Origin of the sequence: Paraburkholderia guartelaensis, from assembly GCF_004353905.1 — a bacterium.
GTDB lineage: Bacteria > Pseudomonadota > Gammaproteobacteria > Burkholderiales > Burkholderiaceae > Paraburkholderia > Paraburkholderia guartelaensis.
This window is the reverse complement of sequence record NZ_SMOD01000040.1, coordinates 44,484-69,931: the sequence shown is the minus strand read 5'-3', so window position 1 is coordinate 69,931 and position 25,448 is coordinate 44,484. Positions and strand designations below refer to the sequence as shown.

Here is a 25,448-nt window from a genome sequence, read left to right as displayed (position 1 = left end):
GGGCCGAAGTGGCGGGGCACGGAGGCGGGCGCGGGGCGGGCTGCGCCCGTATCGGCTGTGCCGTTCGCGCCGCCGGTGCCGCCGTTCACGGCGTCGGTTGCGGCGGGCGCATCGGGGCTAACGTTCTGGCGGGTCTTGCGAGTCTTGCCGGCTGGGCTGCTGGCGGGCGTGGGCCGCGCCGCCGCGCCGGAGGCGGCAGCCGCAGCGGAGGCAGGCGCAGCAGCGGCCGCGCCCGAGGCTTCCGAAGCCGCAGCAGCAGCGGCCGAAGCAGCCGCAGCCGCAGATGCCGCGCCGGGAATCGGCAGCGGCGTGAAGCCGGCGGCGACCCGCACGGGCTGTGCGGCCGGAATGGCCGGGGCAACGCCCGACGCGCCTGAGGCGGCTGACGCCGCCGATGCCGCCGATGCCGCTTCCGGCGGCGCGCCGATCACGGGCGCCGACGCCTCTTCCGTGGCCGAAGCCGCCGCACTGACGGCCGCCTGCTCGACGCCCGGCTTGAGCCGATCGACGAGCCAGTAATCGAGCACGCGGCGAGCGATCGGGCCTGCGGCCTGCGCGCCCCAGCCGCCGTTTTCGACGATCAGCGCGACGGCGATCTGCGGCTTCTCGGCCGGCGCGAACGCGATGAAGAGCGCGTGGTCGCGCAGATTTTCGGCGAGCGCATGCGCCTTGTACTTGCCGCCCTGCAGCGAGAAGACCTGCGCCGTGCCGGTTTTGCCCGCCGACGTGTACGGCGCATTGCGGAACACCTGGTAGGCCGTGCCCGACGGATTCATCGTCACGTTTTCCATACCGCGCTTCACGACGTCGATATCGGCCTGGCTCACGTTCAGGCGCCCGCTTTCGCTCGGCACCGTGAGCCGCTCCTGCTTCGTGATCGGATTCTCGATCTCCTTCACGAGGTGGGGCTTCATCAGAATGCCGTTGTCGGCGAGCGTGGCCGTGGCGTGCGCGAGCTGCAGGATCGTGAACGAGTTGTAGCCCTGGCCAATACCGAGGCTGATCGTCTCACCCTCGTACCAGCGCTGCTGCTCGGGCTTGCGGTACGCCTTGCGCTTCCATTCGGTGGAGGGCAGGATGCCGCGCGCCTCGCCCGCGATGTCGATGCCGGTGAGCTGGCCGAAGCCGAGCGGCTTCATGAAGTTCGCGATGTTGTCCACGCCCAGGTCGTGCGCGAGCATGAAGAAGTAGGTGTCGTTCGACACCATGATCGCGCGGTTCATGTCGATCCAGCCCTGGCCCGAGCGCACGTCGTTGTTGAAGCGGTGGCCGCCGAACATGTAGTAGCCGGGGTCGGAGAAGCCCCACTGCGGCGTGCGCTTGTGCAGCGTGAGCGCGGCGAGCGCCATGAACGGCTTGTAGGTCGAGCCCGGCGGGTAGGTGCCGTGCAGCGGACGGTTCAGTAGCGGGTGATCGGGCGAGTTGTTGAGCTCGTCCCAGGTCTGCTGGTCGATGCCGTCCACGAACGAGTTCGGGTCGAAGCTCGGTGCCGAGACGAACGCGAGAACGTCGCCCGTCGAAGGCTCGATCGCGACGAGCGCGCCGCGCTTGCCCGCGAAGGCCTGCTCGGCGATCTGCTGCAAACCGATGTCGATCGAGAGCACGAGGTTGTTGCCGGGCGTGGCCTGGGTGCGCGAGAGCGTGCGCACGGGGCGGCCGCCCGCCGTCACTTCCACTTCCTCGAAGCCGGTCAGGCCGTGCAGTTCGGTTTCGTAGCTTTGCTCGACGCCGATCTTGCCGATGTAGTCGGTGCCGTTGTAGTTGTTCGCGTCCAGACGCGGATCGTAGTGCTCGGGATCGCTGTCGTTCTTGTCAGAGAGGTCGTCGATGCGCTCCTGGTCGCGCTGCGAAATCCGGCCGATATAGCCGATCACGTGCGCGGCCGTGGGCCCGAGCGGGTACTGGCGGAACAGACGCGCGCGCACTTCCACGCCGGGGAAGCGGAAGCGCTGGGCGGTGAAGCGCGCGACTTCGTCGTCGGTGAGGCGCGTGCGGATCGGCAGGCTCTCGAAATTCTTCGAGTCTTCGAGCAGCTTCTTGAAGCGGCGGCGGTCGCGCGCATCGATCGGAATCACGGTCGAGAGTTCGTCGATCGTGTTGTCGAGCGTGTCGGTGAGCTTCGAGGGCGTGATTTCGAGCGTGTACGCCGAGTAGTTCTTCGCGAGCACGACGCCGTTGCGGTCGGTGATGATGCCGCGGTTCGGCACGATCGGCGCGACGGAAATGCGGTTTTCGTCCGCCTGCAGCGAGTACTTGCTGTGGTTCCAGACCTGCAGATAGAGGAAACGGAACGCGATCAGCCCGAAGCAGACGAACACGAACAGCCCCGCCGCCGCGACGCGCAGGCGGAACTTCGTGAGCTGCTGCTGGGTGTCCTTGAATTCGGTCATGCTGTCAGACCCAGGCTCCGCGGTTCCAGTCGCGAGGAACGGCAGGCCGGGGTGCGTAAGAGGTAGTCAAGCGAGTCTTCCAGCGGCGGGCGACGCGCCGCTCAAATGGGCCGGGTGTCGTCGGGATCGACGGGGCGGCGCTGCGGCAGGAGCAGCAGCACGCTCGCGATCGGCCAGAGGATGGCCTCGACGAAGCCGCTGATGAGATAACCCCAGCCAGGAAACGATGCGCCCATCAGCAGGCGGATCACGAAAGGCACGACCTGCGCGCCGACCAGCATGGGCGTGACGGCGAACATCTGCAGGCCGATCGACATCCACAGCACGCGGCGGTGAATGGTGATCGCGCCATACGAAAGCAGTGTGTACGCGAGCGCGTGCTCGCCGAGCAGGTTCGCGTTGTGGACGTCCATGAGGAGCCCGAGGAAGAACGCGACGCCCATGCCGACCTTGCGCGGCTGGTGAATGTTCCAGAACAGCAGCACGAGTGCGACGAAGTCGGGCACGCCGGGCAGCTTGCCCCAGGGCAGCAGGTTCAAAAGGAACGCCGCCGCGAGGCTGAAAACGATGAAGTACGGATTGACCGGCTGGAGAATGTATTGCGGACGCGGCATCAATGGCCCCCTTGCTCAACGGCCTTCGCTGCCTCTTCCCGCAGGCTCTCCTTGGGCCTTCTCTCGGGCTGCTTTTTCTCCGCCGGCTTGGTGTTCGCTGCGGCGGTGTTCGCTGCCGGCTTCGCCTGCTGCGCCGGGGCCGATGTCGCACCCGATGCGGCGGCCGCGGGTTTCGCCTTCGCGTCGTCGGCTTTTTTGTCGCTCTTCTTGTCTGCGGGCTTGGCGGGCTTCTTCTTCGCGTCCTTCGCCTCGGCGGCCGCAGCGGCTTCTTCGGCGGCGATCGGGTTGGGCGGCACCTGCGGCACATAGTGCAGCACGAGCACCTGGCGCGCCCCACGAACGGCGGCGATCGGCAGGCAGACCACGCGCGCGAACGCGGTGTCGGCCTGCTTGTCCACGCGCAACACCTTCGCGACCGGCAGCCCTTGCGGATAGATGCCGTCGAGTCCGCTCGTCACGAGTTCGTCGCCCACTTGCACATCGGCGCTGATCGGCACGAAGCGCAGATCGAGCAGATCGCCCTTCGCCGTGCCGTAGATCACGCTGCGAAGGCCCGTGCGCACGACTTCGACCGGCACGGCCTGGTCTTTGTCGGTGACGAGCGTAACTTCGGACTGCATGGGGAACACACGCGTGATCTGGCCGATCACGCCGTCCTCGCTCAATACCGGCGAGCCGTTCTGGATACCCTGCTGCGAGCCGCCGCCGATCACGACCTTCTGCGTGAACGGGTCGCGCGTGTCGTACTGGATGTCCGCCGGCGTGGTTTGCGCGCCGATGCGCTGCGAGAGCTGCAGCAGCGCGCGCAGGTGCGCGTTTTCGGCGGCGAGCGAAGCGGCCGCGTTGGCCTGCTGCGAAAGCTGGAGATTGCGCGCGTGCAATTGCGTGTTTTCGGCGCGCAGCGTCGAACTCGTCACGGCCAGATCGGCGGCGCCCATAAAGAAGTCACGCGGCACGAGGGCCGCGCGTTGCAGCGGGTAGAGACCCGCGCCGAGCACGCCGCGCACGACCTCGAGCGTCTTGAAACGCGCGTCGGAGACGAGGAGCGCGAGCGACAGCACGACGAAGAAAATCAGCCGTGCGAGTGCCGATGGGCCCTGTTTAAAGAGGGGCGGCGGACTGTATTCCATGGTCGGCGCCGGGGGCGTGTGCGGTTCGGTGAAACAGAGGGTGTAACGGAGGGCACAACGAAGTGTGAAACTTCGGCGCCCCGAAGGACGCCCCGTTGCGGACGCCGCAACGGCGCGCGCGCCGCCATGCCATCAGTGGCGCGGCGACGCCGAAGCCGCGCCGCGGGCGAGCGTAGCGGTGCGCGGCGCGCTTACTCGTACGAGAAGATGCTGCCAAGCTTGTCCATGCGCTCGAGCGCCATGCCCGAGCCGCGCACCACGCAGGTGAGCGGGTCTTCGGCCACGAGCACCGGCAGACCGGTTTCTTCGGCGAGCAGGCGGTCCAGGTCGCGCAGCAGCGCGCCGCCACCCGTGAGCATCATGCCGCGTTCGGCGATGTCGGCGCCCAGTTCCGGCGGCGTTTGTTCGAGCGCGATCTTCACCGACGAGACGATCTGGTTCAGCGGGTCGGTGAGCGCTTCGAGAATTTCGTTGCTCGAAATGGTGAAGCTGCGCGGAATGCCTTCCGACAGGTTGCGGCCCTTCACTTCCATTTCCTTGACTTCGGAACCCGGGAAGGCCGAACCGATTTCCTTCTTGATGGCTTCGGCGGTTTGTTCGCCGATCAGCATGCCGTAGTTGCGGCGGATGTAGTTGACGATCGCTTCGTCGAACTTGTCGCCACCCACGCGCACCGAGCCCTTGTAGACGATGCCGCCGAGCGAGATCACGCCCACTTCGGTCGTGCCGCCGCCGATGTCGACGACCATCGAGCCCGTGGCTTCCGAAACCGGCAGGCCCGCACCGATCGCGGCGGCCATCGGTTCTTCGATGAGGTAGACCTGCGAGGCGCCCGCGCCGTGCGCGGCTTCCTTGATCGCGCGGCGCTCGACCTGGGTCGAACCGCACGGCACGCAGATGATGATGCGCGGCGACGGCGAGAACATGCGCGACTCGTGCGCCGTCTTGATGAACTGCTTGATCATCTGCTCGGTGACGGTGAAGTCGGCGATCACGCCGTCCTTCATCGGGCGGATGGCTTCGATGTTGCCCGGAACCTTGCCGAGCATCTGCTTGGCTTCCTTGCCGACTGCCTGAATCGTCTTCTTGCCGTTCGGGCCGCCTTCCTGGCGAATGGAGACGACCGAGGGTTCGTCGAGGACGATGCCCTTGCCGCGCATGTAGATCAGGGTGTTGGCGGTGCCGAGGTCGATCGCCAGGTCGTTGGAGAAGTAGCTACGCAGAAAACCGAACATTCAAAAATCCTGTCTCGCTTGTGGCCGTCCTTCCAGCTTCGTGGGCGAGGGCGGCAGCGGAAAAATTAACAGCCTCAGGGCGACAAGCTCCGCCACGAGAGCACTCCGAAATCACGGCGGAGGGCGTCGCAAGGGGCGCCACGAGGGGCCTGAGACTGCGGGGATGATTACCGGAGGCAGCCTGGCTGCGCCGCCCGTTTGATCTTGTCTGGCCGCATTGTGTTGCGTACAGAACTGAAAGGCGGCTGCAAGGCGGTCCGGGTTTGGGTCGAACGCGTAATGATACCTTATAATTTTGCCTGTTTTGCAGGATCCGGAAGGCAGTTTTTGACCTCATCGAAGCTTTCCTCCACAACCGGATCCGGCGCGATAAACCGCTGTTGCAGCACCGATTTTCCGCACTGCCGCAGCTTCTTTTTCCGGTGACCGCATGGCCCTGACCCTGAACGATGTGAAGCGCATCGCGCATCTTGCGCGCCTCGAACTGGCCGACGCCGAAGCCGGCAATACGCTCGAACGCCTGAACGACTTCTTCGGCCTCGTCGAGCAGATGCAGGCCGTGGACACGACCGGCATCGCCCCACTCGCCCACCCGATCGAGCAGATCGAGGACGTCGCGCTGCGTCTGCGCGAGGACGCCGTAACCGAAATCGTGGACCGTGAAGCGCTTCAGCGTCCCGCGCCCGCGGTGCAGGACGGACTTTACCTTGTACCGCGCGTGATTGAGTAAACGCGCAGCATTTTTTCGCCATTTCGAAATCTTTCGAGTCGTCGGAACCGTTCGAAAAGGCGCGGACTCCCGAATTTCCGGGGTTTTCCGAGAAGCGGCCTACACGTTTGCCAACGTTAGTCGAGCCGCTTTCCGGACGGCGCAACGAACTGAATTCGATCACGCCGTGACGTTCTTCCAGGAATCACGCAATGCATGACAAAAGCTTGACCGAACTGCGCGCCGCGCTGGCTGCGAAGGAGTGCTCCGCAGTCGAGCTGGCCCAGCACTTTCTGGGCCGGATTGAGGCGCACCAAGACCTGAACGCTTTCGTCGACGTCAATCCCGAATTGACGCTCGCCCAGGCGAAGGCCGCCGACGCGCTCCTGCACTCGGGCCACGCGGGCCCGCTCGCGGGCATTCCGCTCGCGCACAAGGACGTGTTCGTCACGCGCGGCTGGCGCTCGACCGCGGGTTCGAAGATGCTTGCAAACTATGTGAGCCCGTTCGACGCGACCGTGGTCGAGCGGCTCGAGCGCGCGGGCATGGTCTGCCTCGGCAAGACCAACATGGACGAATTCGCGATGGGCTCGTCCAACGAGAACTCGCATTTCGGCGCCGTGAAGAACCCGTGGGACACGAAGGCCGTGCCGGGCGGCTCGTCGGGCGGTTCCGCCGCGGCCGTCGCTGCGCGCCTCGCGCCCGCCGCCACCGGCACCGACACCGGCGGCTCGATTCGCCAGCCAGCGTCGTTTACGGGCGTGACGGGCATCAAGCCCACCTACGGCCGCGTCTCGCGCTACGGCATGATCGCGTTCGCCTCGTCGCTCGACCAGGGCGGCCCGTTCGCGCACAGCGCGACCGACTGCGCGCTGCTCCTGAACGCCATGGGCGGCTTCGACGAGCGCGACTCGACGAGCCTCACGCACGAGCACGAGGACTACACGCGCTTCATCGGCCAGACGTGGAGCCAGGACGCCGGTGCCGACAAGCCGCTCGCGGGCTTGCGCATCGGCCTGCCGAAGGAATACTTCGGCGCGGGCCTCGCCGACGACGTGCGCGCCGCCATCGACGCCGCGCTGAAGACGTACGAATCGCTCGGCGCCACGCTCGTGGAAGTCACGCTGCCGAAAACCGAGCTGTCGATTCCCGTGTACTACGTGATCGCCCCGGCGGAAGCCTCGTCGAACCTCTCGCGCTTCGACGGCGTGCGCTTCGGCCACCGCGCCGCCGAATACCGCGATCTGCTCGACATGTACAAGAAGTCGCGCGCCGAGGGCTTCGGCCCTGAGGTGAAGCGCCGCATTCTGGTGGGCACGTACGTGCTTTCGCACGGCTACTACGATGCGTACTACCTGCAGGCGCAGAAGATTCGCCGCATCATTGCGCAGGATTTCCAGGAAGCGTTCAAGCAGTGCGACGTGATCATGGGGCCGGTCGCCCCGAGCGTGGCATGGGACCTCGGCGCCAAGGGCGACGATCCGCTGCAGATGTACCTCGCGGACATCTACACGCTTTCCACGAGCCTCGCGGGCCTGCCCGGCATGAGCGTGCCGTGCGGCTTCGGCGCGGGTGCGAACGCGCAGCGACCCGTCGGTCTGCAGATCGTCGGCAACTATTTCAACGAGGCCCGCATGCTGCAGGTCGCCGACGCCTTCCAGCGCGCGACCGACTGGCATCGCAAGGCGCCGGCAGGGGTATGAACATGGCAACACAGTGGGAAGTGGTGATCGGTCTGGAGACGCACGCGCAGTTGTCGACGGCGTCGAAGATCTTCTCGGGCGCATCGACGCAGTTCGGCGCGGCGCCCAACACGCAGGCCTGCCCCGTCGATCTCGCGCTGCCGGGCGTGCTGCCGGTGATGAACCGCGGCGCCGTGGAGCGTGCGATCCAGTTCGGCCTCGCGATCGGCTCGACGATCGCGCCGCGCAGCATCTTCGCGCGCAAGAACTACTTCTATCCGGATCTGCCGAAGGGCTATCAGATCAGCCAGTACGAGATTCCGGTCGTGCAGGGTGGCCAGATTACGATCCAGGTCCCGGCTAACGAAAAGGCCGGCAAGGAAGCGTACGAGAAGACCATCAATCTCACGCGCGCTCACCTCGAAGAAGACGCGGGCAAGTCGCTGCACGAAGACTTCGCGGGCATGACGGGCATCGACCTGAACCGCGCCGGCACGCCGCTGCTCGAAATCGTCACGGAACCCGAAATGCGCAGCGCGGCCGAAGCGGTTGCGTACGCGAAGTCGCTGCATACGCTCGTCGTGTGGCTCGGCATCTGCGACGGCAACATGCAGGAAGGCTCGTTCCGTTGCGACGCGAACGTCTCGGTGCGTCCGGTCGGCCAGAAGGAATTCGGCACGCGCGCCGAGATCAAGAACCTGAACTCGTTCCGCTTCCTCGAAGAGGCGATCCAGTACGAAGTGCGCCGCCAGATCGAGCTGATCGAAGACGGCGGCACGGTGGTGCAGGAAACGCGCCTTTACGATCCGGACAAGCGCGAAACGCGTTCGATGCGCAGCAAGGAAGACGCGCACGATTACCGCTATTTCCCCGACCCCGACCTCATGCCGCTCGTAATCGATGCCGCATGGGTCGAGCGTGTGAAGGGCGAGTTGCCCGAGTTGCCCGCGACGATGCAAACGCGTTTCGTCGAGCAGTATGGCGTCACGCCGTATGACGCGAACGTGCTCACCTCGAGCAAGGCGATGGCGGCCTACTTCGAAGCGGTCGTGGCGAAGGCGGGCGCGGCACAAGCCAAGGCCGCCGCCAACTGGCTGATGGGCGAAGTCTCGTCGCAGCTCAACCGCGAAGGTCTCGACATCGCCGACTCGCCGGTCTCGGCCGCGCAGTTCGCCGTGCTGCTTGCGCGTATCGCCGACGGCACGATCTCGAACAAGATCGCCAAGGAAGTGTTCCAGGCGATGTGGGACGAGAAGGCCGCAGACGTTGACGCCGCCGACCGCATCATCGAAGCGAAGGGCCTCAAGCAGATCTCGGACACCGGCGCGCTCGAAGCGATCATCGACGAGGTGCTCGCCGCGAACCAGAAGTCGGTGGAAGAATTCCGCGCCGGCAAGGAAAAGGCGTTCAACGCGCTGATCGGCCAGGCCATGAAGGCCACGAAGGGCAAGGCGAATCCGCAGCAGGTCAACGAGCTGCTGAAGAAGAAGCTGGGCTGAGCTTAGCCAGTTTGGGTAAAGTGCCTGATTCGGGCATGCTAGCGAGGCGGCGTCGTGCGTAGCAGTGCGGCGCCGCCTTGCCGCTTCAGGCGAGCGCCATGGCGCCAGCTCGCTTCGCCGCCCTCTGAAGCCATCCGTATTCACGAGAGAGAGGAGAACAACGCATGTCCCATGTCCCGAGTCTCGACGATTACCGCGTGCCGTACTTCAGCGAAAAGAAGCCGGGGACGTTCTCGCTCAGCGCGCTCGACCCCGCCGCGAAACCGTTCTCGAGCGGCAGCAAGGACGGCGACCGCGACCGTCTCTCCGCAATCGGCAAGAAGCTCGACGTGCTGCAGGAGTGTCTGCACGCGCAGCGCCATCAGCGCGTGCTGCTCGTGCTGCAGGGCATGGACACGAGCGGCAAGGACGGCACGATCCGCGGCGTGTTTCACGAGGTCGATCCGCTCGGCCTGCGCATCGTGCCGTTTCGCGCGCCGACGCCCATCGAGGCCGCGCGCGACTTTCTCTGGCGCGTGCACCTACAGGTGCCCGGGGCGGGAGAGTTGGCGATCTTCAACCGCAGCCACTACGAAGACGTGCTCGTGCCGCGCGTGATTGGCCAGATCGACACGGCCGAATGCGAGCGCCGCTATCGGCAGATTCGCCATTTCGAGGCGCTGCTCGCCGAGAGCGGCACGTCGATCATCAAGTGCATGCTGCATATCTCGAAGGACGAGCAGCGTAGCCGCATCCAGGCGCGCATCGACGATCCCACCAAGCACTGGAAGTTCGACGTGTCGGATCTCGAAGCGCGCAAGCACTGGGACGCCTATCAGGCCTCGTACCAGGATGCGCTCGCGGCCACCTCCACGGAATACGCGCCGTGGTTCGTGATTCCAGCGGATTCGAAGTCGCACCGTAACGTCATGGTGGGCGAGCTGCTGCTGCGTCTGATGGAAAGTCTGAAGCTCGAATATCCGCCGGCCAAGGCCGAACTCAAGGGTCTCAAGATCGACTGAGACCGACCGTATTCCCTCGCGCGGCGCAGCGCAGTTGCGGTTCGGCGCGCCTTGCGAGGCAACGCACAATCAAGAGGAAAGAAGACATGTTGCGTGTGATTACCGCGAATCTGAACGGCATCCGCTCGGCCGCGAAGAAGGGCTTTTTCGAATGGTTCGGCGAACAGAAGGCCGACGTGCTCTGCGTGCAGGAAATCAAGTGCTCGCAGGACGACATGACGCCCGAATTCCTCGCGCCGCACGACTTCACGGGCTACTTCCAGCATGCAGTGAAGAAGGGCTATAGCGGCGCGGGCGTCTATTCACGCCACGAGCCCGACGACGTCATCATTGGCTTTGGCAGCGAAGAGTTCGACCCGGAAGGGCGCTATGTGGAAACGCGCTACGGCAAGCTCTCGGTGATTTCGGTGTACGTGCCTTCGGGCTCGAGCGGCGAAGAGCGTCAGGCCGCGAAGTACCGCTTCATGGACGAATTCATGCCGCATCTCGCGGAACTCAAGCGCGAGCGCGAAGTGATCTTGTGCGGCGACGTGAACATCGTCCATAAGGAAATCGACATCAAGAACTGGAAGGGCAATCAGAAGAACTCCGGCTGCCTGCCCGAAGAGCGCGCATGGCTCACGAACCTCTTCGACGACGTGGGCTATGTGGACGTGTTCCGCACGCTCGACCCGCGCCCCGAGCAATACACGTGGTGGAGCAACCGCGGCCAGGCGTATGCGAAGAACGTGGGGTGGCGTATCGACTATCAGATCGCGACGCCCGGCATTGCGCACAAGGCGAAAAAGACGTCGATCTTCAAGGACATCAAGTTCAGCGACCACGCGCCGCTGACCATCGACTACGACTACAAGGTCAAGAGCTGACGCTCACCGCGGCGCGCTGTGAAACCGCTTTCAGGGCGCCGAGACCACCTTGCGCTTCTGCACGGCCGGGATGCCCTCGTAGTCGGGCAACTCGGCGAGCGGCTTGCCGATGGCCTTTGCATAGAGCGGCATCATGTCGGCGAGGCGCTTGGCGATGTCGGCGCGCCGGGCAGGCGTGTAGGGATGCACGTAGATGAAGCCCTGATCGCGGTCGGCGCGCGTTGCCACCGCGAGTTTGTCCCAGAGCGTGAGCGCCGCGCGCGGATCGAAGCCCGCGCGCGAGGCGATATCGCTGCCGATCACGTCGGCTTCGGTTTCGTCGGCGCGGCCGTAGTGCATCTCCACGAGTTGCGAGCCGATGCCGAGCGGAAACACGCCGAGATCCGCGAGCCCGAATAGCTGCGGCACGGAGCCCGATTCGATCTGCGCGGCCTGTTGTTCGCCAAGGCGCTCGCGCACGTGCTCGCGCACCGCATGCGCGATCTCGTGGCCGAGCAGCATGCCGAACTCGTTGTCGTTGAGCTTCACGCGGTCGAGCAGGCCGCCATACACGACGATCTTGCCGCCCGGCAGGGCGTACATGCGGATGTCGTTCGAGCGGATCACCGCCACTTCCCACTTCCAGTTCTTGACGCGATCGCTCCACTTCTGCGAGTAAGGCGCGAGCCGGTCGACGAAAGCCCGCACGCGCTGCACGTGCGGATCGCTTTCGGCATAGAGGCGGTTCGAATGGGCCGCGCCGCGCACGATCTCGTTGAACTCGGCCGTGGCCTGCGCTTCGAGCATCGGCGAGGGAATCAGGTTGCGGTACACGGCGGCGTTGCCGAAGCGCACCACGCGGCCCGTGTTCGGCGCGCCAGGGGCGACGCTTCCCGGCGTAGCGTTCGCGTTAGCGCCGCTGTTTGCTGCGCCGTTCGCGTTGTTCGCTGGGTTGGTCGCGCCATTGCCTGCGCTCGCGGCACTGCCTGCTGGCGGCGTTGCAGGATTGCCCGGCACGGCCGCCGGGGCGCTCGTGGCGGCCGGGTTCTCGGCACCCCAGGCGTCCCATGCGCAAAGGCTAGGCAAGGCAGCGGTCAGAGCCAGCACGAGCGCACGCGCGCGCGCGCCGCTGCGCTGCAGCGCACGCGGGCTTTGCGCGACGGTCTCATGCGTGCTCACGACCGGACTCTCCACGGGGCAATACGAATGAGCAGGAGCATACCCGGTACCGCGAGCACCGTGCAGACGATGAAATAGTCGAACCAGCCGATCTTCGCGACCACGTAGCCGCTCGCGGCGGAGGCCAGCGTGCGGGGCACGGAGGCGAGGCTCGTGAAGAGTGCGAACTGCGTGGCGGTGTAACGTGGATCGGTCGTGCTTGCAATATAGGCAGTGAACGCGGCGAGCGTGAGTCCGGTTGCAAAGGTCTCGAAGCCGTACACGAGCGCGAGTGCAACGGCGCGCGGGTCGAGCGTGAATTGCACGCTGGTGCCGAAGAGGCCTGCGGCCCACGAAACCGTGTGGCTCACGGCGAGCACGGCATCGTAGATGGAGGCGAGCGAGGGCGAGCCTGCGCCGAGCTGCGCGAGCCACGCGAAACCCAGAGTAGAAATCATTTGCAGGAAGCCGAAGATCCACAGCCCGCGCCCAATGCCGATCTTCACGAGCGCCACGCCGCCGATAATGCCGCCTGCGAGGCTCGCGCCGAATGCCGTCATCTTGGCGATCACGCCGATCTCGGTGCGCGAATAGCCGATGTCGAGGAAGAACGATGTGGACAGGGTGGTCGCCATCGTGTCGCCGAGCTTGTAGAGGAAGATGAAGGCGAGCACAAACAGTGCCGCGGCCAGACCGTCGCGGCGCACGAATTCGGCGAACGGCTGCACGATCGCTTCGCGCAGGTTCTTCGGCGGCGCGCCGTGCACTTCGGGCTCTTTCACGACGAGCGTCATGATCATGCCGGGAATCATGAACGCCGCCGTCACGACGAACACGGTGCTCCACGGCAGATGGTCGGAAAGAATCAGCGCGAGCGAGCCCGGCACGAGCGCCGCGATCTTGTAGGCGTTCACGTGCACGGCATTGCCGAGGCCCTGCTGCGTATCGGTGAGCAGTTCGCGCCGGTAGGCGTCGATGGAGATGTCCTGGCTCGCGCCGAAGAACGCCACCAGCGCGGTGAGCGCGGCCACGGTCCAGATCGAATCTTTCGGCGAAACGTAGCCGAGCGTGCCGATAGCGAGCGCCACGAGAATCTGCGTGACGAGCATCCAGCCGCGCCGCCGCCCCGGGCGCCAGCCGGGCAGACGCGGCACGTAGCGATCCATGAGCGGGGCCCAGACGAACTTCCAGGTGTAGGGGAACTGGATCAGCGCGAAGAGGCCGATCTCCTTGAGATTGACGCCCTCCGAGCGCAGCCACGCCTGCACGAGATAGACGAGCGTGAAGAGCGGCAGCCCGGAGGTAAAGCCGAGGAACACGCAGATCAGCATGTGCGTATTCAGATACGCACGCCAGCCGGGGTGGGATTCGTGAGCGGTAAGAGCGGGTGCCTCGTGGGGCGGATTCTGCATGTCGTCGTTAGCGGCGGCGGTGTTGGGTGCGGTTTTGGGTGAACCGGTCGGGCAGAAAAACACGCGACGCCGCGCACGGCGTCATTTTTTTCTCACGCGATAGACCGCAAGACTACCACGCCAGTTCACACCCCAACGAACGGTCTGACCCCCATGGAGCACGGCGCGGTCGAGAATTTCGACGCCCACTTCGGGCGCGAGCGCCTCGAAGTCCTTCACCGTGAGAACACGCACGTTCGGCGTGTTATGCCACTGGTAGGGCAGCGACTTCGAAACCGGCATGCGTCCGCGCAGTACCGAAAGGCGGTGCGGCCAGTAGCCGAAGTTCGGAAACGAGACGATGCACTCCTTGCCCACGCGCGCGGTCTCGCGCAGGATGGCGGCCGTCTGGTGAATGGTCTGCAGCGTTTGCGAGAGGATCGCGAAGTCGAAGCTCGCGTCCTCGAACAGGCGCAGGCCGTCTTCCAGATTCTGCTGGATCACGTTGATGCCGTTCTTCACCGAAGCGAGCACGCCCGCGTCGTTGATCTCGATGCCGTAGCCCGTGCACTCCAGCTCTTCGGTGAGCAGCGAGAGCAGCGAGCCGTCGCCGCAGCCGAGGTCGAGCACCTTCGCGCGCGGTTCGATCCAGCGCGCGATGGTGCGAAAGTCGGGACGGGCGGAAAGACTGTCGAAAGCGCTCTGGTTCATGCGCCCACCTCAGCAGCAATACGTTCGTAGTAAGCTCGCACCACATTGTGATAGCGCGCGTCGTCGAGCAGGAAGGCGTCATGGCCGTGCGGCGCATCGATTTCCGCGTAGGTCACCTGGCGCTTGTGATCGAGCAGCGCCTTCACGAGTTCGCGCGAGCGCGCGGGCGCGAAACGCCAGTCGGTCGCGAAGCTCGCCACAAGGTATTTCGCCTTCGTGTGTGCGAGTGCCCGAGTGAGGTCGCCGTCATACGCCTTGGCGGGGTCGAAGTAATCGAGCGCGCGCGTGATCAGCAGGTAGGTGTTGGCGTCGAAGTAGTCGGCGAACTTGTCGCCCTGATAGCGCAGGTACGACTCCACTTCGAATTCCACGTCGAAGTTGAAGTTGTATGCGTTTTCGGCGCCTTCCGCACGGCGCAGCGCCCGGCCGAATTTCTCGGCCATGTCGTCGTCGGACAGATAGGTGATGTGGCCGATCATGCGCGCCACGCGCAGGCCGCGGCGCGGCTTCACGTTGTGGGCGTAGTAGTCGCCGCCATGGAAGTCGGGGTCCGAGAGAATGGCCGAGCGCGCGACTTCGTTGAACGCGATGTTTTGCGCCGAGAGCTTCGGCGTGGAGGCGACCACGATGCAGTGGCCGAGGCGATCCGGATAGCGCAGGCTCCATGCAAGCGCTTGCATGCCGCCGAGGCTGCCGCCCATCACCGCGGCGAACTTCTCGATGCCGAAGCGATCGGCCACGCGCGCCTGTGCGTCCACCCAGTCCTCGACGGTCACGACCGGAAACTTCGCGCCATAGGGCTGGCCGGTGGCCGGGTCGATGCTCATTGGGCCGGTCGAGCCGAAGCACGAGCCGAGATTGTTCACGCCGATCACGAAGAAGCGGTTGGTGTCGAGCGGCTTGCCCGGGCCGACCATGTTGTCCCACCAGCCCACATTTTTGGGGTCGTCTTCGTAGACGCCCGCCACGTGGTGCGACGCATTAAGCGCGTGACAGACGAGCACCGCGTTGCTGCGCGCGGCGTTGAGCGTGCCGTAGGTTTCGACCACGAGGTCGTACCCGGCCAGCGCCGTGCCGTTCTGCAGTTGCAGAGGCTCGTCGAAATGCAGTGTTTGAGGAGCGACGATGCCGATCGATTCCATTCGTTCCGCCTTGGTTTTTCGGGCGGCTAAACGGTGTCGGCGGGCGCGGAGTGCGAAAGGGTTGGCGCAGCTGACGACCTCTTTAGCCGCATTTATATCGAACTCCCGGGCCCAAGCCTTGAGAGTTCACGCGCCCGCAATCGAGTCAGCAAATCGGCGCGTGGGTATTGCAAAAGGAACGCAGAGTATATCGGAAAAAGTGCAAAGCGACGCGGCACACGGGAAGAGCGGCCGGGGCGGCGCGATGCCGCCCCGGCGCTTTTGCACCGTCCCTTCACGTGCCCGCGCACCGCGCGAGGCCGCGAAGCGTTATCACTTAACGGGTGCCGAAGGATGCGCGTTGCGCCAGCGCCGCAGCTGCAAGGCCGCGATGATCATCAGGAGGCCGTAGAGGACCGCATAGGCGGCGATCACCCAGATCAGCGAGAGCGCGCCCGCGCCGGGGAACATCGCGAAGAAAAAGCCCACCGTGGCCGAGAGCAGCCCCGAAATCCCGACCGCCCACGGATGCGCGATGGCGTGCCGGTACTGGATCGCATAGACGATCTCGAAGATGCCCGTGAAGAACGCCCATACGCCGATGATCATCACGAGGACGATGGCGGTCTCGCCGGGCCAGAAGAACGCCACGAGGCCGGCGATCACGCCGATCAGACCGATGATGACGTAGGTCCAGCGCCGCCTGCCGCCGCCGCGGGCGCCGTAGATGAGCGCGAACGCGCCGTCGACGATGGCGTAGGCACCCCAGACGATGGCGAGTGTGAGCACGGTGAGGCCGGGCAGCGAGAAGGCGAGCACGCCGAAGATGATGGCGGCGATGCCTCGCGCGATGAGCCAGCCCCAATGAGCGGAGAGGCCCGTCAGGATGGGCGGCAGGCCGAGCGGAGGAACGGGACGGTTCATGTGACGGTTCTCCTTGTAGCGACGCGGGCAGCCGCCACGGAAAGTCGCCCCGCGGCCGCGCTATTGAAGAATGATGCGGATCTGCTCGTCGGCGTGCTCGCTCGGTGAGCGAGTGAAACCGCTTTGCGCATAGCGATGCCAGCAACCGATCACATAGCGCACGACCAGATTCGCACGGACCGTTGGATCGTATCCCTTGGCGGCAGGCTTCGCGCTGACATGGTCAGACCCCGAAATTGCCTTCCGCTCGGCCTCCTGAGCGAGGTCGACGCGCAGGCACTGGCGCAGCGACGCCTCGACGCGATCGAGCATCTGGTTCACGCGCTCGGCGAGGCGTTCGTGCTCGCCCACAAGGGCTTCGCACGTCAGGACGCGGGTCATGCCGGCGTTGCGCGTGGAAAAGTTCACGAGCATCAGGGCGATTGCACGCGCCTGCAGGACGCCGCTCGGCTCTTTTTCGACGATCTGGTTGATGAGTCCGAAAAGCGTCTGCTCGATGAAATCGATCAGGCCCTCGTACATCTGGGCCTTGCTCGCGAAATGGCGGTACAGCGCGGCCTCGGAAACCCCAAGGCGCGCGGCCAGCGCCGCCGTGGTGATTTTTTCGCCGCGCGGCGCCTCCAGCATGCTGGCGAGCGTCTGGAGAATGTGGATACGGCGTTCGCCCGGTTTCGGGCGGGGGGCGCGGCGGGCCGCGCCCGGCGAATCTGCTGCTTCGACTGCTTCTCGCGTTTCTGTCGGCTGCATGGATATCGTCCCTGGCGTTGGCCTCTGGGTGTGCGCTCCCCCGTTTTACTTCGAGCGTCCCGACTGCAGGCCTAGTTTCAGGGATTTTAGCGAACGAATGCGACGATCAACATAGTGTGGCCTGCCAGTCGCCGGCAGATGCGCTGGCAAATGCCCGGTGATCCATACAGTGCGGATGCCGAGGCGCCGGTAGCGCTTGAGGTGGCTGCGCGTGTCTTCGATCAGGATCGCATCGGCGAGCGCCACGCCCGCCCGGCGCAGCGTGCCGCGCAGCATCGCGCGGTCCGGCTTGGCGCGCCAGTGGGTGCGCGAGCGCATGCCTTCGATGGCGATCACGCGTTCGAAGAGCCGCTCGATGCCGAGCGCCGCGAGCACCGCGTGCGCGTAGTCCTCGGGCCCGTTGGTGAGCACGATCTTGCGCCCGGGCAGGGCGGCGAGCGTGCGGGCGAGGCCGCGCTCGGCGTGCAGCATGCCGTGCAGGTCGTCGAAGGTGTGCACGACCTTGAGGAAGTCGTGCGGGTCGATCGGATGATGGCGCGTGAGACCGAGCAGCGTCGCGCCGTAGCGGTGCGTGTAGCTCGTGCGCAGGTGATTGGCTTCGTCGCGGCTCACGCCGAGCGCGTCGATGATGTACTGCGTCATGCCGGCATTTATGGCCGGGAAGATCGCGCGCGACGCGTTGTGCAGCGTGTTGTCGAGATCGAAAAGCCAGACGGGGGCGCCATAGCTCGGGCCGCGTGAGGTGGGGCCGCCCGCTATGTGGGCGACGCGGCGCGGCCGGCGCCGGGCACGCCTGGCATGAAGGCTGGAGTCGGTCATCGCGGACGTGAGACGCGGCGGCGGCATGGCGCCACCGCCGGGAGGCAGGGGCTTAGTGCGAGCGGATCATCGTGCCGAACGGCTGTTCGGTCAGGATTTCCAGCAGCACCGAATGCTCGATGCGGCCGTCGATGATGTGCACCGAGCGCACGCCGCTCTTGGCTGCGTCGAGCGCCGACGAGATCTTCGGCAGCATGCCGCCCGAGATCGTGCCGTCTTCGAAGAGGGCGTCGATCTCGCGAGCCGAGAGGTCGGTGAGCAGATTGCCCGCCTTGTCCATCACGCCGGGGATGTTCGTCATCATCACGAGCTTTTCGGCGTTGAGCACCACGGCGAGCTTGCCCGCCACGAGGTCGGCGTTGATGTTGTACGAGAGGCCGTCTTCGCCGAAGCCGATCGGCGAGATCACCGGAATGAACGCGTCGTCCTGGAGCGCCTTCACGACCGCCGGGTTGATCGCCTCGACTTCGCCCACCTGGCCGATGTCGATGTACTGACCCGGGTTGTCACGGTCCGGCATCATCAGCTTGCGGGCGTGGATCAGGCCGCCGTCCTTGCCGGTCAGGCCGACCGCGTGGCCGCCGAAGTGGTTGATGAGCGTGACGATGTCCTGCTGCACCTCGCCGCCGAGCACCCACTCGACGACTTCCATGGTTTCTTCATCCGTGACGCGCATGCCCTGGATGAACGTGCCTTGCTTGCCGATCTTCTTGAGCGCCGTATCGATCTGCGGGCCGCCGCCGTGCACGATGACCGGATTGATGCCCACGAGCTTGAGCAGGATGACGTCGCGCGCGAAGCCCTGCTTGAGCCGCTCTTCGGTCATGGCATTGCCGCCGTACTTGATGACGACGGTCTTGCCGTGGTACTGGCGAATGTAAGGCAGCGCTTCGGCCAGAATTTCGGCTTTCAGGGTGGGGGCAATCTGCGAAAGGTCGATGGGCTCGGACATGGCGGCGGAGACTGGACGAAAAACGGACGAAACTCGCGGACGAATATCCGCGGACGAAAAACGCGGCCGCAAAACGGTCGAAACAGGGCGGATTGTACAGGACTGGCGCGGTGCAGCAGGGAAAACGGCGGGGAAAACGACGCGCATCGGGCGCTTCGCGAGGCACACGCGCAACACGGGCGCGAGCGCATCGGCAGCGCTGCAAAACGGGGCGAAATCGGCAGAGGAAGGCGGGCGGGAAAAGCGAGGCGCAGGACGCGCGCGCGGGCTGTGGCATCATCTTCTTGTCGCCAACCCATGGCTTCGAGAGGAGTGCGCGCCATGACCGCCTCCGCCGTGCCCGCCACCGGCATGAAAAGCGCCCGCTGCCCGCGCTGCGGCAACAGCTTCGACTGCGGCAGGAACACCGAACCCTTCGATTGCTGGTGCAAGTCGCTGCCCGCCTTGCCGGCTAGCGAGCTGGACCCGCGCGGGCGCTGCCTTTGCCCCGAATGCCTCGCGGCAGCGGCGGCCCCGGCAGCGGGAGCCTCGCCGAAGGGCAGGAGCGCTATGCCCTGACTTGCCCGCTGAATTGCACTCCGTGCGCGAGCGCCGCGAGATCGGCGCTCACTTCGTCGAGCACGGGCTCCCACTGTTTGAACGTCTTTTGACGATACAGCCGGGTATTCGGATACCACGGGCTGTCCCGCCGATCCAGCAGCCAGACCCAATGCGGATTGACGTCCAGCAGCACCCACGCGGGCTTGCCGAGCGCACCTGCAAGATGTGCGCTCGACGTGCAAACGGAAATCACCAGATCGAGCGCGTCGACGAACGCGGCGGTGTCGTCGAAGGTCGTCCACTGCGCGCTGAAATCGGCCACCTCGAAGCCCGCTTCGCGCGCCGCGGCGATGTCCTGCTCCGCGCCGGGCTGCAGCGAGTAGAACGCCACGCCCTCGATGCCGCCGAAATGCCGGGCGTACCGCTCGAGCCCGACGCGACGAAACGGATTGCGCTTGTGCGTGAGGCTGCCCGTCCACACGAGCCCGACCTTCAGGCGCTGTTCGCCCGCAAGGCATTTGCGCCAGCGCGCCGCCGCCTCGGGATCGGGCTTGAGATAACCGATGGGGCCCGGGATCGTCGCTTCCTCAGTGCCGAAGATGAGCGGCAAGCTCAACAGCGAGACTTCGCAATCGTAGGGCGGCAGGTTTTCGATTGGGCCGCCCGCGCAGTACAGATCGCAATGGCTGCCCAGGCTGCGCGAGAGCAGGGCGCCCATCTGCGGAAACGCATTCCAGACGAGACGGCCGCCTTCGCGATGCACGCGCTCGGCGAGCATGGGCACGTAGCGGCAGAATTGCAGCACGTCGCCCATGCCCTGTTCGCCCCATACCAGCAATGTGCGGCCCGCGAGCGGCTCGCCTCGCCATTCGGGCTTCGGGAACACCGGGCGGCCCATGGCCAGCTCGCTCGACCCCTGCCAGCGCATCTCGTGTCCGGGCCAGCCCTCGGCATAGTTGCCCCGCAGAAGCTGCGTCATCGACAGGTTCAAGCGTAGCGATGCGTCGTTGGGCGCATACTGGCAGGCGGCGCGCGCCGCGCGTTCAACCTCGTCCCACTGCTGCGTTTCCTTGCAGGCCATCGCGTGGTTGTTCAGGGCGAGCGGACTTTGCGGCGCGAGTTCGAGTGCGCGACGGCTGGCGTGGAGTGGACGCGCCGCGTCGGTATCGGTTGGGAACACGCGGGCAAGGTTGATCCAGGCGTTGACGTTGTCAGGCTCTTCGGCGACCGTTTCTTCGAGCAGCGGCAGAATCTCGCGGTCTCCAAAATTGATCTGCATCAAAGCCGTAGCAAGATTGTTGCGCAGATTTGGAAACTTCCGCGCGATTGCCAGCGCATGGCGGTAAGGTTCTACCGCTTCGGCGTGACGGTTTGCAAACTGCAGCGCGAGGCCCGCTGCGAACCATGCGGCGGCCCGCTGTGGCGCGAGCCGGGCGATCGCTGCGCTCAGGCGCACGGGTTCTTGCGCCAGCGCGCTATCCTGTGCGCGAGCGGCGATGAGCATGAGCGCGTCGTCGTCGAGGCCGCTCAGCGCGGCGTGCGTGGCGGCCAGCAATTCGTGTGCGGACGCATCGGTCTTCCTGGCGGTCCCACCGGCCACCGCAGCGTCGACGAAATCGAGAAAGAGATTGCGCACGGTGTGGAATACGTCAGGGGGCGAGGTCTGCATTATTCCGTTTTGCTTGTCAGAAAGCGCCGAAGTAAAAGTGTTCGGCGAATGACATAGATTGAAGCAAACCCTTTCAAGATGATGAATCAGATAAGTCCTAACCGGTAAACTGACAGCATGCATCGCATAACCGTCAGTGCTCGCGTCAATCTCAGCCATCTGTTCTGGCTGCGCAGTCTCGCCATCATCGGCCAGCTCTGCACGATCGCGTTCGTGCAGCTCTTCATCGGCGTGCAGTTGCCGCTGCCCGCCATGCTGTTCGTGATCGCCATGGAAGTGGCGTTCAACGGCGTGACCTGGCTGCGCGTCACGCAGGATCGTCCCGAGTCGAATCTCGAATTGTTCGGCCAGCTCTGGGTCGATCTCGGCGCGCTTTCCGCGCTGCTCTTTCTTTCCGGCGGCACGACCAATCCGTTCGTCTCGCTCTATCTGCCCTCGCTCGCCATTGCAGCCGCCGTGCTGCCGTGGTATCTCACCGCCTGGCTCGCGGCCTTCGCGGTGGCCTGCTACGTGCTGCTCGGCTTCGACAACGTTCCGCTCAATCTCGACAATCCCGCCAACCTGTTCGACTACTATCGCGCGGGCATGTGGGTGAACTTCATGGTGAGCGTGTGCCTGATCGTGTGGTTCGTCGCGCGTATGTCGCGCGCGCTGCGCCAGCGCGACACCGCGCTCGGCGACGCGCAGCAGCGCCTGTTGCGCGACGAGCGCGCCGTGGCGCTGGGCGTGCAGGCCGCCACCGTGGCGCACGAGATCGGCACGCCGCTCTCGACCATCGCCATGCTCACCGAGGAATTGCGCGACGTCGCGCGTACGGACAAGGGCCTCTCGCCGTATGCCGCCGACCTCGAATTGCTCGACAAGCAGATCTCGCTTTGCACCTCGGCGCTCGCACGGCTGAGGAGCCGCGCTTCGTCCGCAGGCGCGCGTCAGCTTGTGAGTGAATGGCTCGGGCCTTTCGTCGAGCAATGGCGCTTGCGCCATCCGCACGTGAAGTTCGAACTCCTCGACAATGGACCGAACGACTTCGCCCTCGACGACACTGTCGCCGTTGGCCAGATCCTCACCATCCTGCTCGACAACGCCGCGCGTGCCAGCCGCGATTTCGTGACGCTGCGCGCCTATGCGGCCGCGCGAGCCGGGTACGTCGATTTCGAAGTTTGCGATGCGGGGCCCGGCATTCCCTCATCGCTGCGCGCCTCGCTGGGCGCCGCGCCCGTGGACAGCACCCAGGGCGGTCACGGCGTCGGGCTGTATCTGGCGTTTTCGTCGGCGGCGCGGCTTGGCGGTTCGATCGAGCTCAACGACGTCACGCCGCCCGGCAGCGCGTCGGGCGAAGTGAGCGGCGCGGATGACGAGACGTCGGCTGGCGCCGCAACCGGCAGCGGCACGCGCACGCGCCGTCCACGCGGCACCCGTGCGGTGCTGCGCTTGCCGGCGAAACAGGTCAAGGCGGGTCAGGCGAACCCCGCGGCGGCGCGCGAAGGCGCAGCGCCCGCGGGTTCGGAGATTGGATCAGGCGAGGGGCCGACCCGGTCCGACGCCGCGTAACAACACGGAGAATTAGGCATGAGCGATATGAGTTTTCTGGTCATCGACGACGACGAAGTGTTCTCCGACATCCTCACGCGCGGCCTCACGCGGCGCGGCTTCGAGGTGAAGCAGGCACACAATGCGGAAGAGGCGATTCGCTTCGCCAACCAGCAGAAGTTCTCGCAGATCACCGTGGACCTGCATCTCGGCAACGACTCAGGCCTGTCGCTCATCGCACCGCTGCGCGAACTGCAGCCGGACGCGCGCATGCTCGTGCTCACGGGCTACGCGAGCATCGCCACGGCGGTGCAGGCCGTGAAGGACGGCGCGGACAACTATCTGGCCAAGCCCGCCAACGTCGAGATGATTCTCTCGGCACTCCAAAGCGATGCGAGCGCCGTGCAGGCCGAAGAGGCCATCGAGCACCCGGCGCCGCTCTCGGTCGCGCGCCTCGAATGGGAGCACATCCAGCGCGTGCTGGCCGAGCACAACGGCAACATCTCTGCCACGGCTCGCGCGCTCAACATGCACCGGCGCACGCTGCAGCGCAAGCTCGCGAAGCGCCCGGTGCGCCAGTAAGCACAGCTACGGCGCGGCAAAAGAAAAGGGACCCCGCGGGGTCCCTTTTTCATGCGCCATGCGTTGCGTTTAGAGCACGTAACGCGACAGGTCTTCGTCCTGCGCCACTTCGCCGAGCGCGCGGTCGACATAGGCGGCGTCGATGGTCACGCTCTTGCCCGCATGATTGCCGGCGGCGAACGACACGTCTTCCAGCAGCTTTTCGATCACCGTGTAGAGACGGCGCGCTCCGATGTTCTCGGTCTTCTCGTTCACGGAGAAGGCGATTTCCGCGAGGCGGCGAATACCGTCTTCTGCGAAATCGAGCTGCACGTCTTCGGTGGCGAGCAGCGCCTGATACTGCTTCACGAGGCTCGCGTCGGTCGCGACCAGAATCGCTTCGAAGTCCTTCACGGAGAGCGAATCGAGTTCCACGCGAATCGGGAAGCGGCCCTGCAGTTCGGGAATCAGATCGCTCGGCTTTGAGAGATGGAACGCGCCGCTCGCGATGAACAGGACGTGATCGGTCTTCACCATCCCGTATTTCGTGTTGATGGTCGTGCCTTCCACGAGCGGCAGCAGATCGCGCTGCACGCCCTGACGCGAAACTTCGCCGCCGCTGCCTTCGTTGTTGCGCGAGGCGATCTTGTCGATTTCGTCGAGGAACACGATGCCGTTCTGCTCGACGTTCTGCACGGCCTTTTGCTTGACCTCTTCGTCGTTGAGCATCTTGCCGGCTTCTTCGTCGGTCAGCAGCTTGAGCGCTTCCTTGACCTTCACCTTGCGGCGCGTTTTCTTGCCACCGCCCAGATTGGCGAACATCGAGCGGATCTGCTCGGTCATGTCTTCCATGCCCGGGGGGCCCATGATGTCCATGCCCGCTTGCGGCTGCTCGACGTCCAGCTCGATTTCCTTGTCGTCGAGCTGGCCTTCGCGCAGGCGCTTGCGGAAGGTCTGACGCGTCGTGTTGTCGCCGCTTTCGGCGTGGCTCGCCGCATCGGACGAACCGAAGCCTACCGGGCGCGCCGTCGGCAGCAGGATGTCGAGGATGCGGTCTTCGGCCTGATCCGTGGCCTTGCTGCGCACCTTGCGCATTTCCGTTTCGCGCGTCTGCTTCACCGAGATTTCGATGAGGTCACGCACGATGCTGTCCACGTCGCGGCCCACGTAGCCCACTTCGGTGAACTTGGTCGCTTCGATCTTGATGAACGGCGCGTCTGCAAGCTTCGCGAGACGCCGCGCGATTTCGGTCTTGCCGACGCCCGTCGGCCCGATCATGAGGATGTTCTTCGGCGTGATTTCCTGGCGCAGCGGATCCGCGACCTGCTGGCGGCGCCAGCGGTTGCGCAGCGCGACGGCCACGGCCTTCTTCGCGTTCGCCTGGCCGATGATGTGCTTGTCGAGTTCCGAGACGATCTCGGCGGGGGTCATGGTGCTCATCCTGATTCCTTCTCGTCTGTACGGTCGGTTGGCGAGTTATTCGATGGTTTCGATCACGCGGTTGTGATTCGTGTAGATGCACATGTCGCCCGCGATCTCGAGCGACTTTTCGACGATCTCGCGCGGCGAGAGTTCGGTGTTCTCCATGAGCGCGCGGGCCGCGGCCTGCGCATACGCGCCGCCCGAACCGATCGCGCAGATGCCTTCTTCGGGGTCGAGCACGTCGCCGTTGCCGGTGATCACGAGCGTGGTGGTCGCGTCGGCGGCGATCAGCATGGCTTCGAGGCGGCGCAGCATGCGGTCGGTGCGCCAGTCCTTGGCGAGTTCGACGGCCGCGCGCGTGAGGTTGCCCTGATGTTTTTCGAGCTTGGCTTCGAAGCGGTCGAGCAGCGAGAACGCGTCGGCGGTGCCGCCGGCGAAGCCGACCATGACCTTGCCGCCGTAAATGCGCCGGACCTTCTTCGCGCCACCCTTCATGACGATGTTGCCGAGGGTGACCTGGCCGTCGCCGCCGAGCGCGACCTTGTCGCCGCGCCGCACGGATACGATCGTCGTGCCGTGAAATTGCTCCATGTGCGTTCCTTTTTACCGTTGATGCCGGGTTGGATGCGAAGGTGGTGTGCCTGCCGCTTTCGGGTGGGCGCCGCGGTGCTCGCGCGCCGTGCACGCTGCGGGCGCCGCCGCCCTGATTCCGGTTGCGTTGCGCGCGCCTTGGGGCGCGCCGCGAGCGCATATCCATTGGAGTTTAGGGCGGCGGTGGGCATATCAAGGGCCGCGGGC

Annotated in this window: 23 protein-coding genes; 8 read left to right on the top strand and 15 right to left on the bottom strand. The window is 65.4% G+C overall.

The window, feature by feature from the left end:
• From mrdA to E1N52_RS34610, 4 genes are all read right to left on the bottom strand, one after another.
• Nucleotides 1–2,390, bottom strand: a 2,390-nt coding sequence (mrdA, locus tag E1N52_RS34625; RefSeq protein WP_246089333.1) for a penicillin-binding protein 2, incomplete at its 3' end; no start/stop codon positions are given.
• A 101-nt stretch (nucleotides 2,391–2,491) separates the two neighbouring features.
• Complete coding sequence (gene mreD, locus E1N52_RS34620) at nucleotides 2,492–3,004, bottom strand: rod shape-determining protein MreD (protein ID WP_069264625.1); 513 nt, start codon at nucleotides 3,002–3,004, stop codon at nucleotides 2,492–2,494.
• Nucleotides 3,004–4,134 (bottom strand): rod shape-determining protein MreC, encoded by a 1,131-nt coding sequence (mreC, locus tag E1N52_RS34615; RefSeq protein ID WP_133188321.1) that lies wholly within the window; start codon nucleotides 4,132–4,134, stop codon nucleotides 3,004–3,006. The genes mreD and mreC overlap by 1 nt, the downstream gene beginning before the upstream one ends.
• A gap of 191 nt (nucleotides 4,135–4,325) precedes the next feature.
• Nucleotides 4,326–5,369 (bottom strand): rod shape-determining protein, encoded by a 1,044-nt coding sequence (locus E1N52_RS34610; protein ID WP_004189550.1) that lies wholly within the window; start codon nucleotides 5,367–5,369, stop codon nucleotides 4,326–4,328.
• 430 nt (nucleotides 5,370–5,799) lie between these two features.
• Between E1N52_RS34610 and gatC the strand changes: the two genes are divergently transcribed.
• The 5 genes from gatC (at nucleotide 5,800) to E1N52_RS34585 (ending at nucleotide 11,126) form a co-directional block, all read left to right on the top strand.
• Entirely contained in the window at nucleotides 5,800–6,099 is a 300-nt protein-coding gene (gene gatC / locus E1N52_RS34605; RefSeq protein WP_028203206.1) for an Asp-tRNA(Asn)/Glu-tRNA(Gln) amidotransferase subunit GatC, read from the top strand.
• A 191-nt stretch (nucleotides 6,100–6,290) separates the two neighbouring features.
• A complete protein-coding gene (gene gatA, locus E1N52_RS34600; protein WP_133188319.1) occupies nucleotides 6,291–7,781 on the top strand; it encodes an Asp-tRNA(Asn)/Glu-tRNA(Gln) amidotransferase subunit GatA in 1,491 nt (496 codons plus the stop codon).
• A gap of 2 nt (nucleotides 7,782–7,783) precedes the next feature.
• Complete coding sequence (gene gatB / locus E1N52_RS34595) at nucleotides 7,784–9,259, top strand: Asp-tRNA(Asn)/Glu-tRNA(Gln) amidotransferase subunit GatB (protein WP_133188317.1); 1,476 nt, start codon at nucleotides 7,784–7,786, stop codon at nucleotides 9,257–9,259.
• Nucleotides 9,260–9,423: 164 nt separating this feature from the next.
• Nucleotides 9,424–10,260 (top strand): PPK2 family polyphosphate kinase, encoded by an 837-nt coding sequence (locus tag E1N52_RS34590; protein ID WP_133188315.1) that lies wholly within the window; start codon nucleotides 9,424–9,426, stop codon nucleotides 10,258–10,260.
• Between the two features lie 86 nt (nucleotides 10,261–10,346).
• Nucleotides 10,347–11,126 carry an exodeoxyribonuclease III gene (locus tag E1N52_RS34585; protein ID WP_133188313.1) on the top strand — a complete coding sequence of 260 codons (780 nt, stop codon included), beginning with the start codon at nucleotides 10,347–10,349 and terminating at the stop codon, nucleotides 11,124–11,126.
• A gap of 30 nt (nucleotides 11,127–11,156) precedes the next feature.
• Here the strand turns inward: E1N52_RS34585 and E1N52_RS34580 are convergent, their stop codons facing one another.
• The 8 genes from E1N52_RS34580 to argB form a co-directional block, all read right to left on the bottom strand.
• The gene (locus E1N52_RS34580) at nucleotides 11,157–12,284 is read right to left on the bottom strand and encodes a M48 family metallopeptidase (RefSeq protein ID WP_133188311.1); all 1,128 of its coding nucleotides are present in this window, start codon (nucleotides 12,282–12,284) and stop codon (nucleotides 11,157–11,159) included.
• Nucleotides 12,281–13,675: an AmpG family muropeptide MFS transporter gene (locus tag E1N52_RS34575; RefSeq protein ID WP_133188309.1), complete on the bottom strand. Its 1,395-nt coding sequence runs from the start codon at nucleotides 13,673–13,675 to the stop codon at nucleotides 12,281–12,283. Before E1N52_RS34575 ends, E1N52_RS34580 begins: the two co-directional genes overlap by 4 nt.
• 81 nt (nucleotides 13,676–13,756) lie before the next feature.
• Complete coding sequence (gene metW / locus E1N52_RS34570) at nucleotides 13,757–14,365, bottom strand: methionine biosynthesis protein MetW (protein ID WP_133188307.1); 609 nt, start codon at nucleotides 14,363–14,365, stop codon at nucleotides 13,757–13,759.
• Nucleotides 14,362–15,507, bottom strand: coding sequence for a homoserine O-succinyltransferase MetX (gene metX / locus E1N52_RS34565; RefSeq protein ID WP_133188305.1), 1,146 nt, complete (start codon nucleotides 15,505–15,507; stop codon nucleotides 14,362–14,364). Before metX ends, metW begins: the two co-directional genes overlap by 4 nt.
• Nucleotides 15,508–15,819: 312 nt before the next feature.
• A complete protein-coding gene (locus E1N52_RS34560; RefSeq protein WP_133188303.1) occupies nucleotides 15,820–16,410 on the bottom strand; it encodes an HdeD family acid-resistance protein in 591 nt (196 codons plus the stop codon).
• A gap of 60 nt (nucleotides 16,411–16,470) precedes the next feature.
• Nucleotides 16,471–17,157: a nucleoid occlusion factor SlmA gene (gene slmA, locus E1N52_RS34555; RefSeq protein ID WP_133188301.1), complete on the bottom strand. Its 687-nt coding sequence runs from the start codon at nucleotides 17,155–17,157 to the stop codon at nucleotides 16,471–16,473.
• 45 nt (nucleotides 17,158–17,202) lie between these two features.
• A complete protein-coding gene (locus tag E1N52_RS34550; protein WP_133188329.1) occupies nucleotides 17,203–17,976 on the bottom strand; it encodes a pyrimidine 5'-nucleotidase in 774 nt (257 codons plus the stop codon).
• A 52-nt stretch (nucleotides 17,977–18,028) separates the two neighbouring features.
• Complete coding sequence (gene argB / locus E1N52_RS34545; RefSeq protein WP_028203194.1) at nucleotides 18,029–18,928, bottom strand: acetylglutamate kinase; 900 nt, start codon at nucleotides 18,926–18,928, stop codon at nucleotides 18,029–18,031.
• Between the two features lie 321 nt (nucleotides 18,929–19,249).
• On the opposite strand from argB, the gene E1N52_RS34540 reads away from it, so the two are divergent.
• Nucleotides 19,250–19,486, top strand: coding sequence for a cysteine-rich CWC family protein (locus tag E1N52_RS34540; protein ID WP_133188299.1), 237 nt, complete (start codon nucleotides 19,250–19,252; stop codon nucleotides 19,484–19,486).
• Here the strand turns inward: E1N52_RS34540 and E1N52_RS34535 are convergent.
• Nucleotides 19,476–21,137: a hypothetical protein gene (locus E1N52_RS34535; RefSeq protein ID WP_246089332.1), complete on the bottom strand. Its 1,662-nt coding sequence runs from the start codon at nucleotides 21,135–21,137 to the stop codon at nucleotides 19,476–19,478. The genes E1N52_RS34540 and E1N52_RS34535 overlap by 11 nt on opposite strands.
• Nucleotides 21,138–21,254: 117 nt before the next feature.
• Between E1N52_RS34535 and E1N52_RS34530 the strand changes: the two genes are divergently transcribed.
• The gene (locus tag E1N52_RS34530; protein ID WP_133188297.1) at nucleotides 21,255–22,688 is read left to right on the top strand and encodes an ATP-binding protein; all 1,434 of its coding nucleotides are present in this window, start codon (nucleotides 21,255–21,257) and stop codon (nucleotides 22,686–22,688) included.
• An 18-nt stretch (nucleotides 22,689–22,706) separates the two neighbouring features.
• A complete protein-coding gene (locus tag E1N52_RS34525) occupies nucleotides 22,707–23,249 on the top strand; it encodes a response regulator transcription factor (protein WP_069264661.1) in 543 nt (180 codons plus the stop codon).
• Between the two features lie 69 nt (nucleotides 23,250–23,318).
• Here E1N52_RS34525 and hslU read toward each other — a convergent pair whose 3' ends face one another.
• Nucleotides 23,319–24,668: an ATP-dependent protease ATPase subunit HslU gene (gene hslU / locus E1N52_RS34520; protein ID WP_133188295.1), complete on the bottom strand. Its 1,350-nt coding sequence runs from the start codon at nucleotides 24,666–24,668 to the stop codon at nucleotides 23,319–23,321.
• 36 nt (nucleotides 24,669–24,704) lie between these two features.
• Nucleotides 24,705–25,241, bottom strand: a complete 537-nt coding sequence (gene hslV / locus E1N52_RS34515; protein WP_133188293.1) for an ATP-dependent protease subunit HslV — start codon at nucleotides 25,239–25,241, stop codon at nucleotides 24,705–24,707.
• Nucleotides 25,242–25,448 lie beyond the last annotated feature (207 nt).

Bases quoted from the DNA above. Each gene is read 5' to 3' on its own strand.
- mreD (WP_069264625.1), bottom strand. From the start codon at position 3,004: ATGCCGCGTCCGCAATACATTCTCCAGCCGGTCAATCCGTACTTCATC.
- mreC (WP_133188321.1), bottom strand. From the start codon at position 4,134: ATGGAATACAGTCCGCCGCCCCTCTTTAAACAGGGCCCATCGGCACTC.
- E1N52_RS34610 (WP_004189550.1), bottom strand. From the start codon at position 5,369: ATGTTCGGTTTTCTGCGTAGCTACTTCTCCAACGACCTGGCGATCGAC.
- gatC (WP_028203206.1), top strand. From the start codon at position 5,800: ATGGCCCTGACCCTGAACGATGTGAAGCGCATCGCGCATCTTGCGCGC.
- gatA (WP_133188319.1), top strand. From the start codon at position 6,291: ATGCATGACAAAAGCTTGACCGAACTGCGCGCCGCGCTGGCTGCGAAG.
- gatB (WP_133188317.1), top strand. From the start codon at position 7,784: ATGGCAACACAGTGGGAAGTGGTGATCGGTCTGGAGACGCACGCGCAG.
- E1N52_RS34590 (WP_133188315.1), top strand. From the start codon at position 9,424: ATGTCCCATGTCCCGAGTCTCGACGATTACCGCGTGCCGTACTTCAGC.
- E1N52_RS34585 (WP_133188313.1), top strand. From the start codon at position 10,347: ATGTTGCGTGTGATTACCGCGAATCTGAACGGCATCCGCTCGGCCGCG.
- E1N52_RS34575 (WP_133188309.1), bottom strand. From the start codon at position 13,675: ATGCAGAATCCGCCCCACGAGGCACCCGCTCTTACCGCTCACGAATCC.
- metW (WP_133188307.1), bottom strand. From the start codon at position 14,365: ATGAACCAGAGCGCTTTCGACAGTCTTTCCGCCCGTCCCGACTTTCGC.
- metX (WP_133188305.1), bottom strand. From the start codon at position 15,507: ATGGAATCGATCGGCATCGTCGCTCCTCAAACACTGCATTTCGACGAG.
- E1N52_RS34560 (WP_133188303.1), bottom strand. From the start codon at position 16,410: ATGAACCGTCCCGTTCCTCCGCTCGGCCTGCCGCCCATCCTGACGGGC.
- slmA (WP_133188301.1), bottom strand. From the start codon at position 17,157: ATGCAGCCGACAGAAACGCGAGAAGCAGTCGAAGCAGCAGATTCGCCG.
- E1N52_RS34550 (WP_133188329.1), bottom strand. From the start codon at position 17,976: ATGACCGACTCCAGCCTTCATGCCAGGCGTGCCCGGCGCCGGCCGCGC.
- argB (WP_028203194.1), bottom strand. From the start codon at position 18,928: ATGTCCGAGCCCATCGACCTTTCGCAGATTGCCCCCACCCTGAAAGCC.
- E1N52_RS34540 (WP_133188299.1), top strand. From the start codon at position 19,250: ATGACCGCCTCCGCCGTGCCCGCCACCGGCATGAAAAGCGCCCGCTGC.
- E1N52_RS34535 (WP_246089332.1), bottom strand. From the start codon at position 21,137: ATGCAGACCTCGCCCCCTGACGTATTCCACACCGTGCGCAATCTCTTT.
- E1N52_RS34530 (WP_133188297.1), top strand. From the start codon at position 21,255: ATGCATCGCATAACCGTCAGTGCTCGCGTCAATCTCAGCCATCTGTTC.
- E1N52_RS34525 (WP_069264661.1), top strand. From the start codon at position 22,707: ATGAGCGATATGAGTTTTCTGGTCATCGACGACGACGAAGTGTTCTCC.
- hslU (WP_133188295.1), bottom strand. From the start codon at position 24,668: ATGAGCACCATGACCCCCGCCGAGATCGTCTCGGAACTCGACAAGCAC.
- hslV (WP_133188293.1), bottom strand. From the start codon at position 25,241: ATGGAGCAATTTCACGGCACGACGATCGTATCCGTGCGGCGCGGCGAC.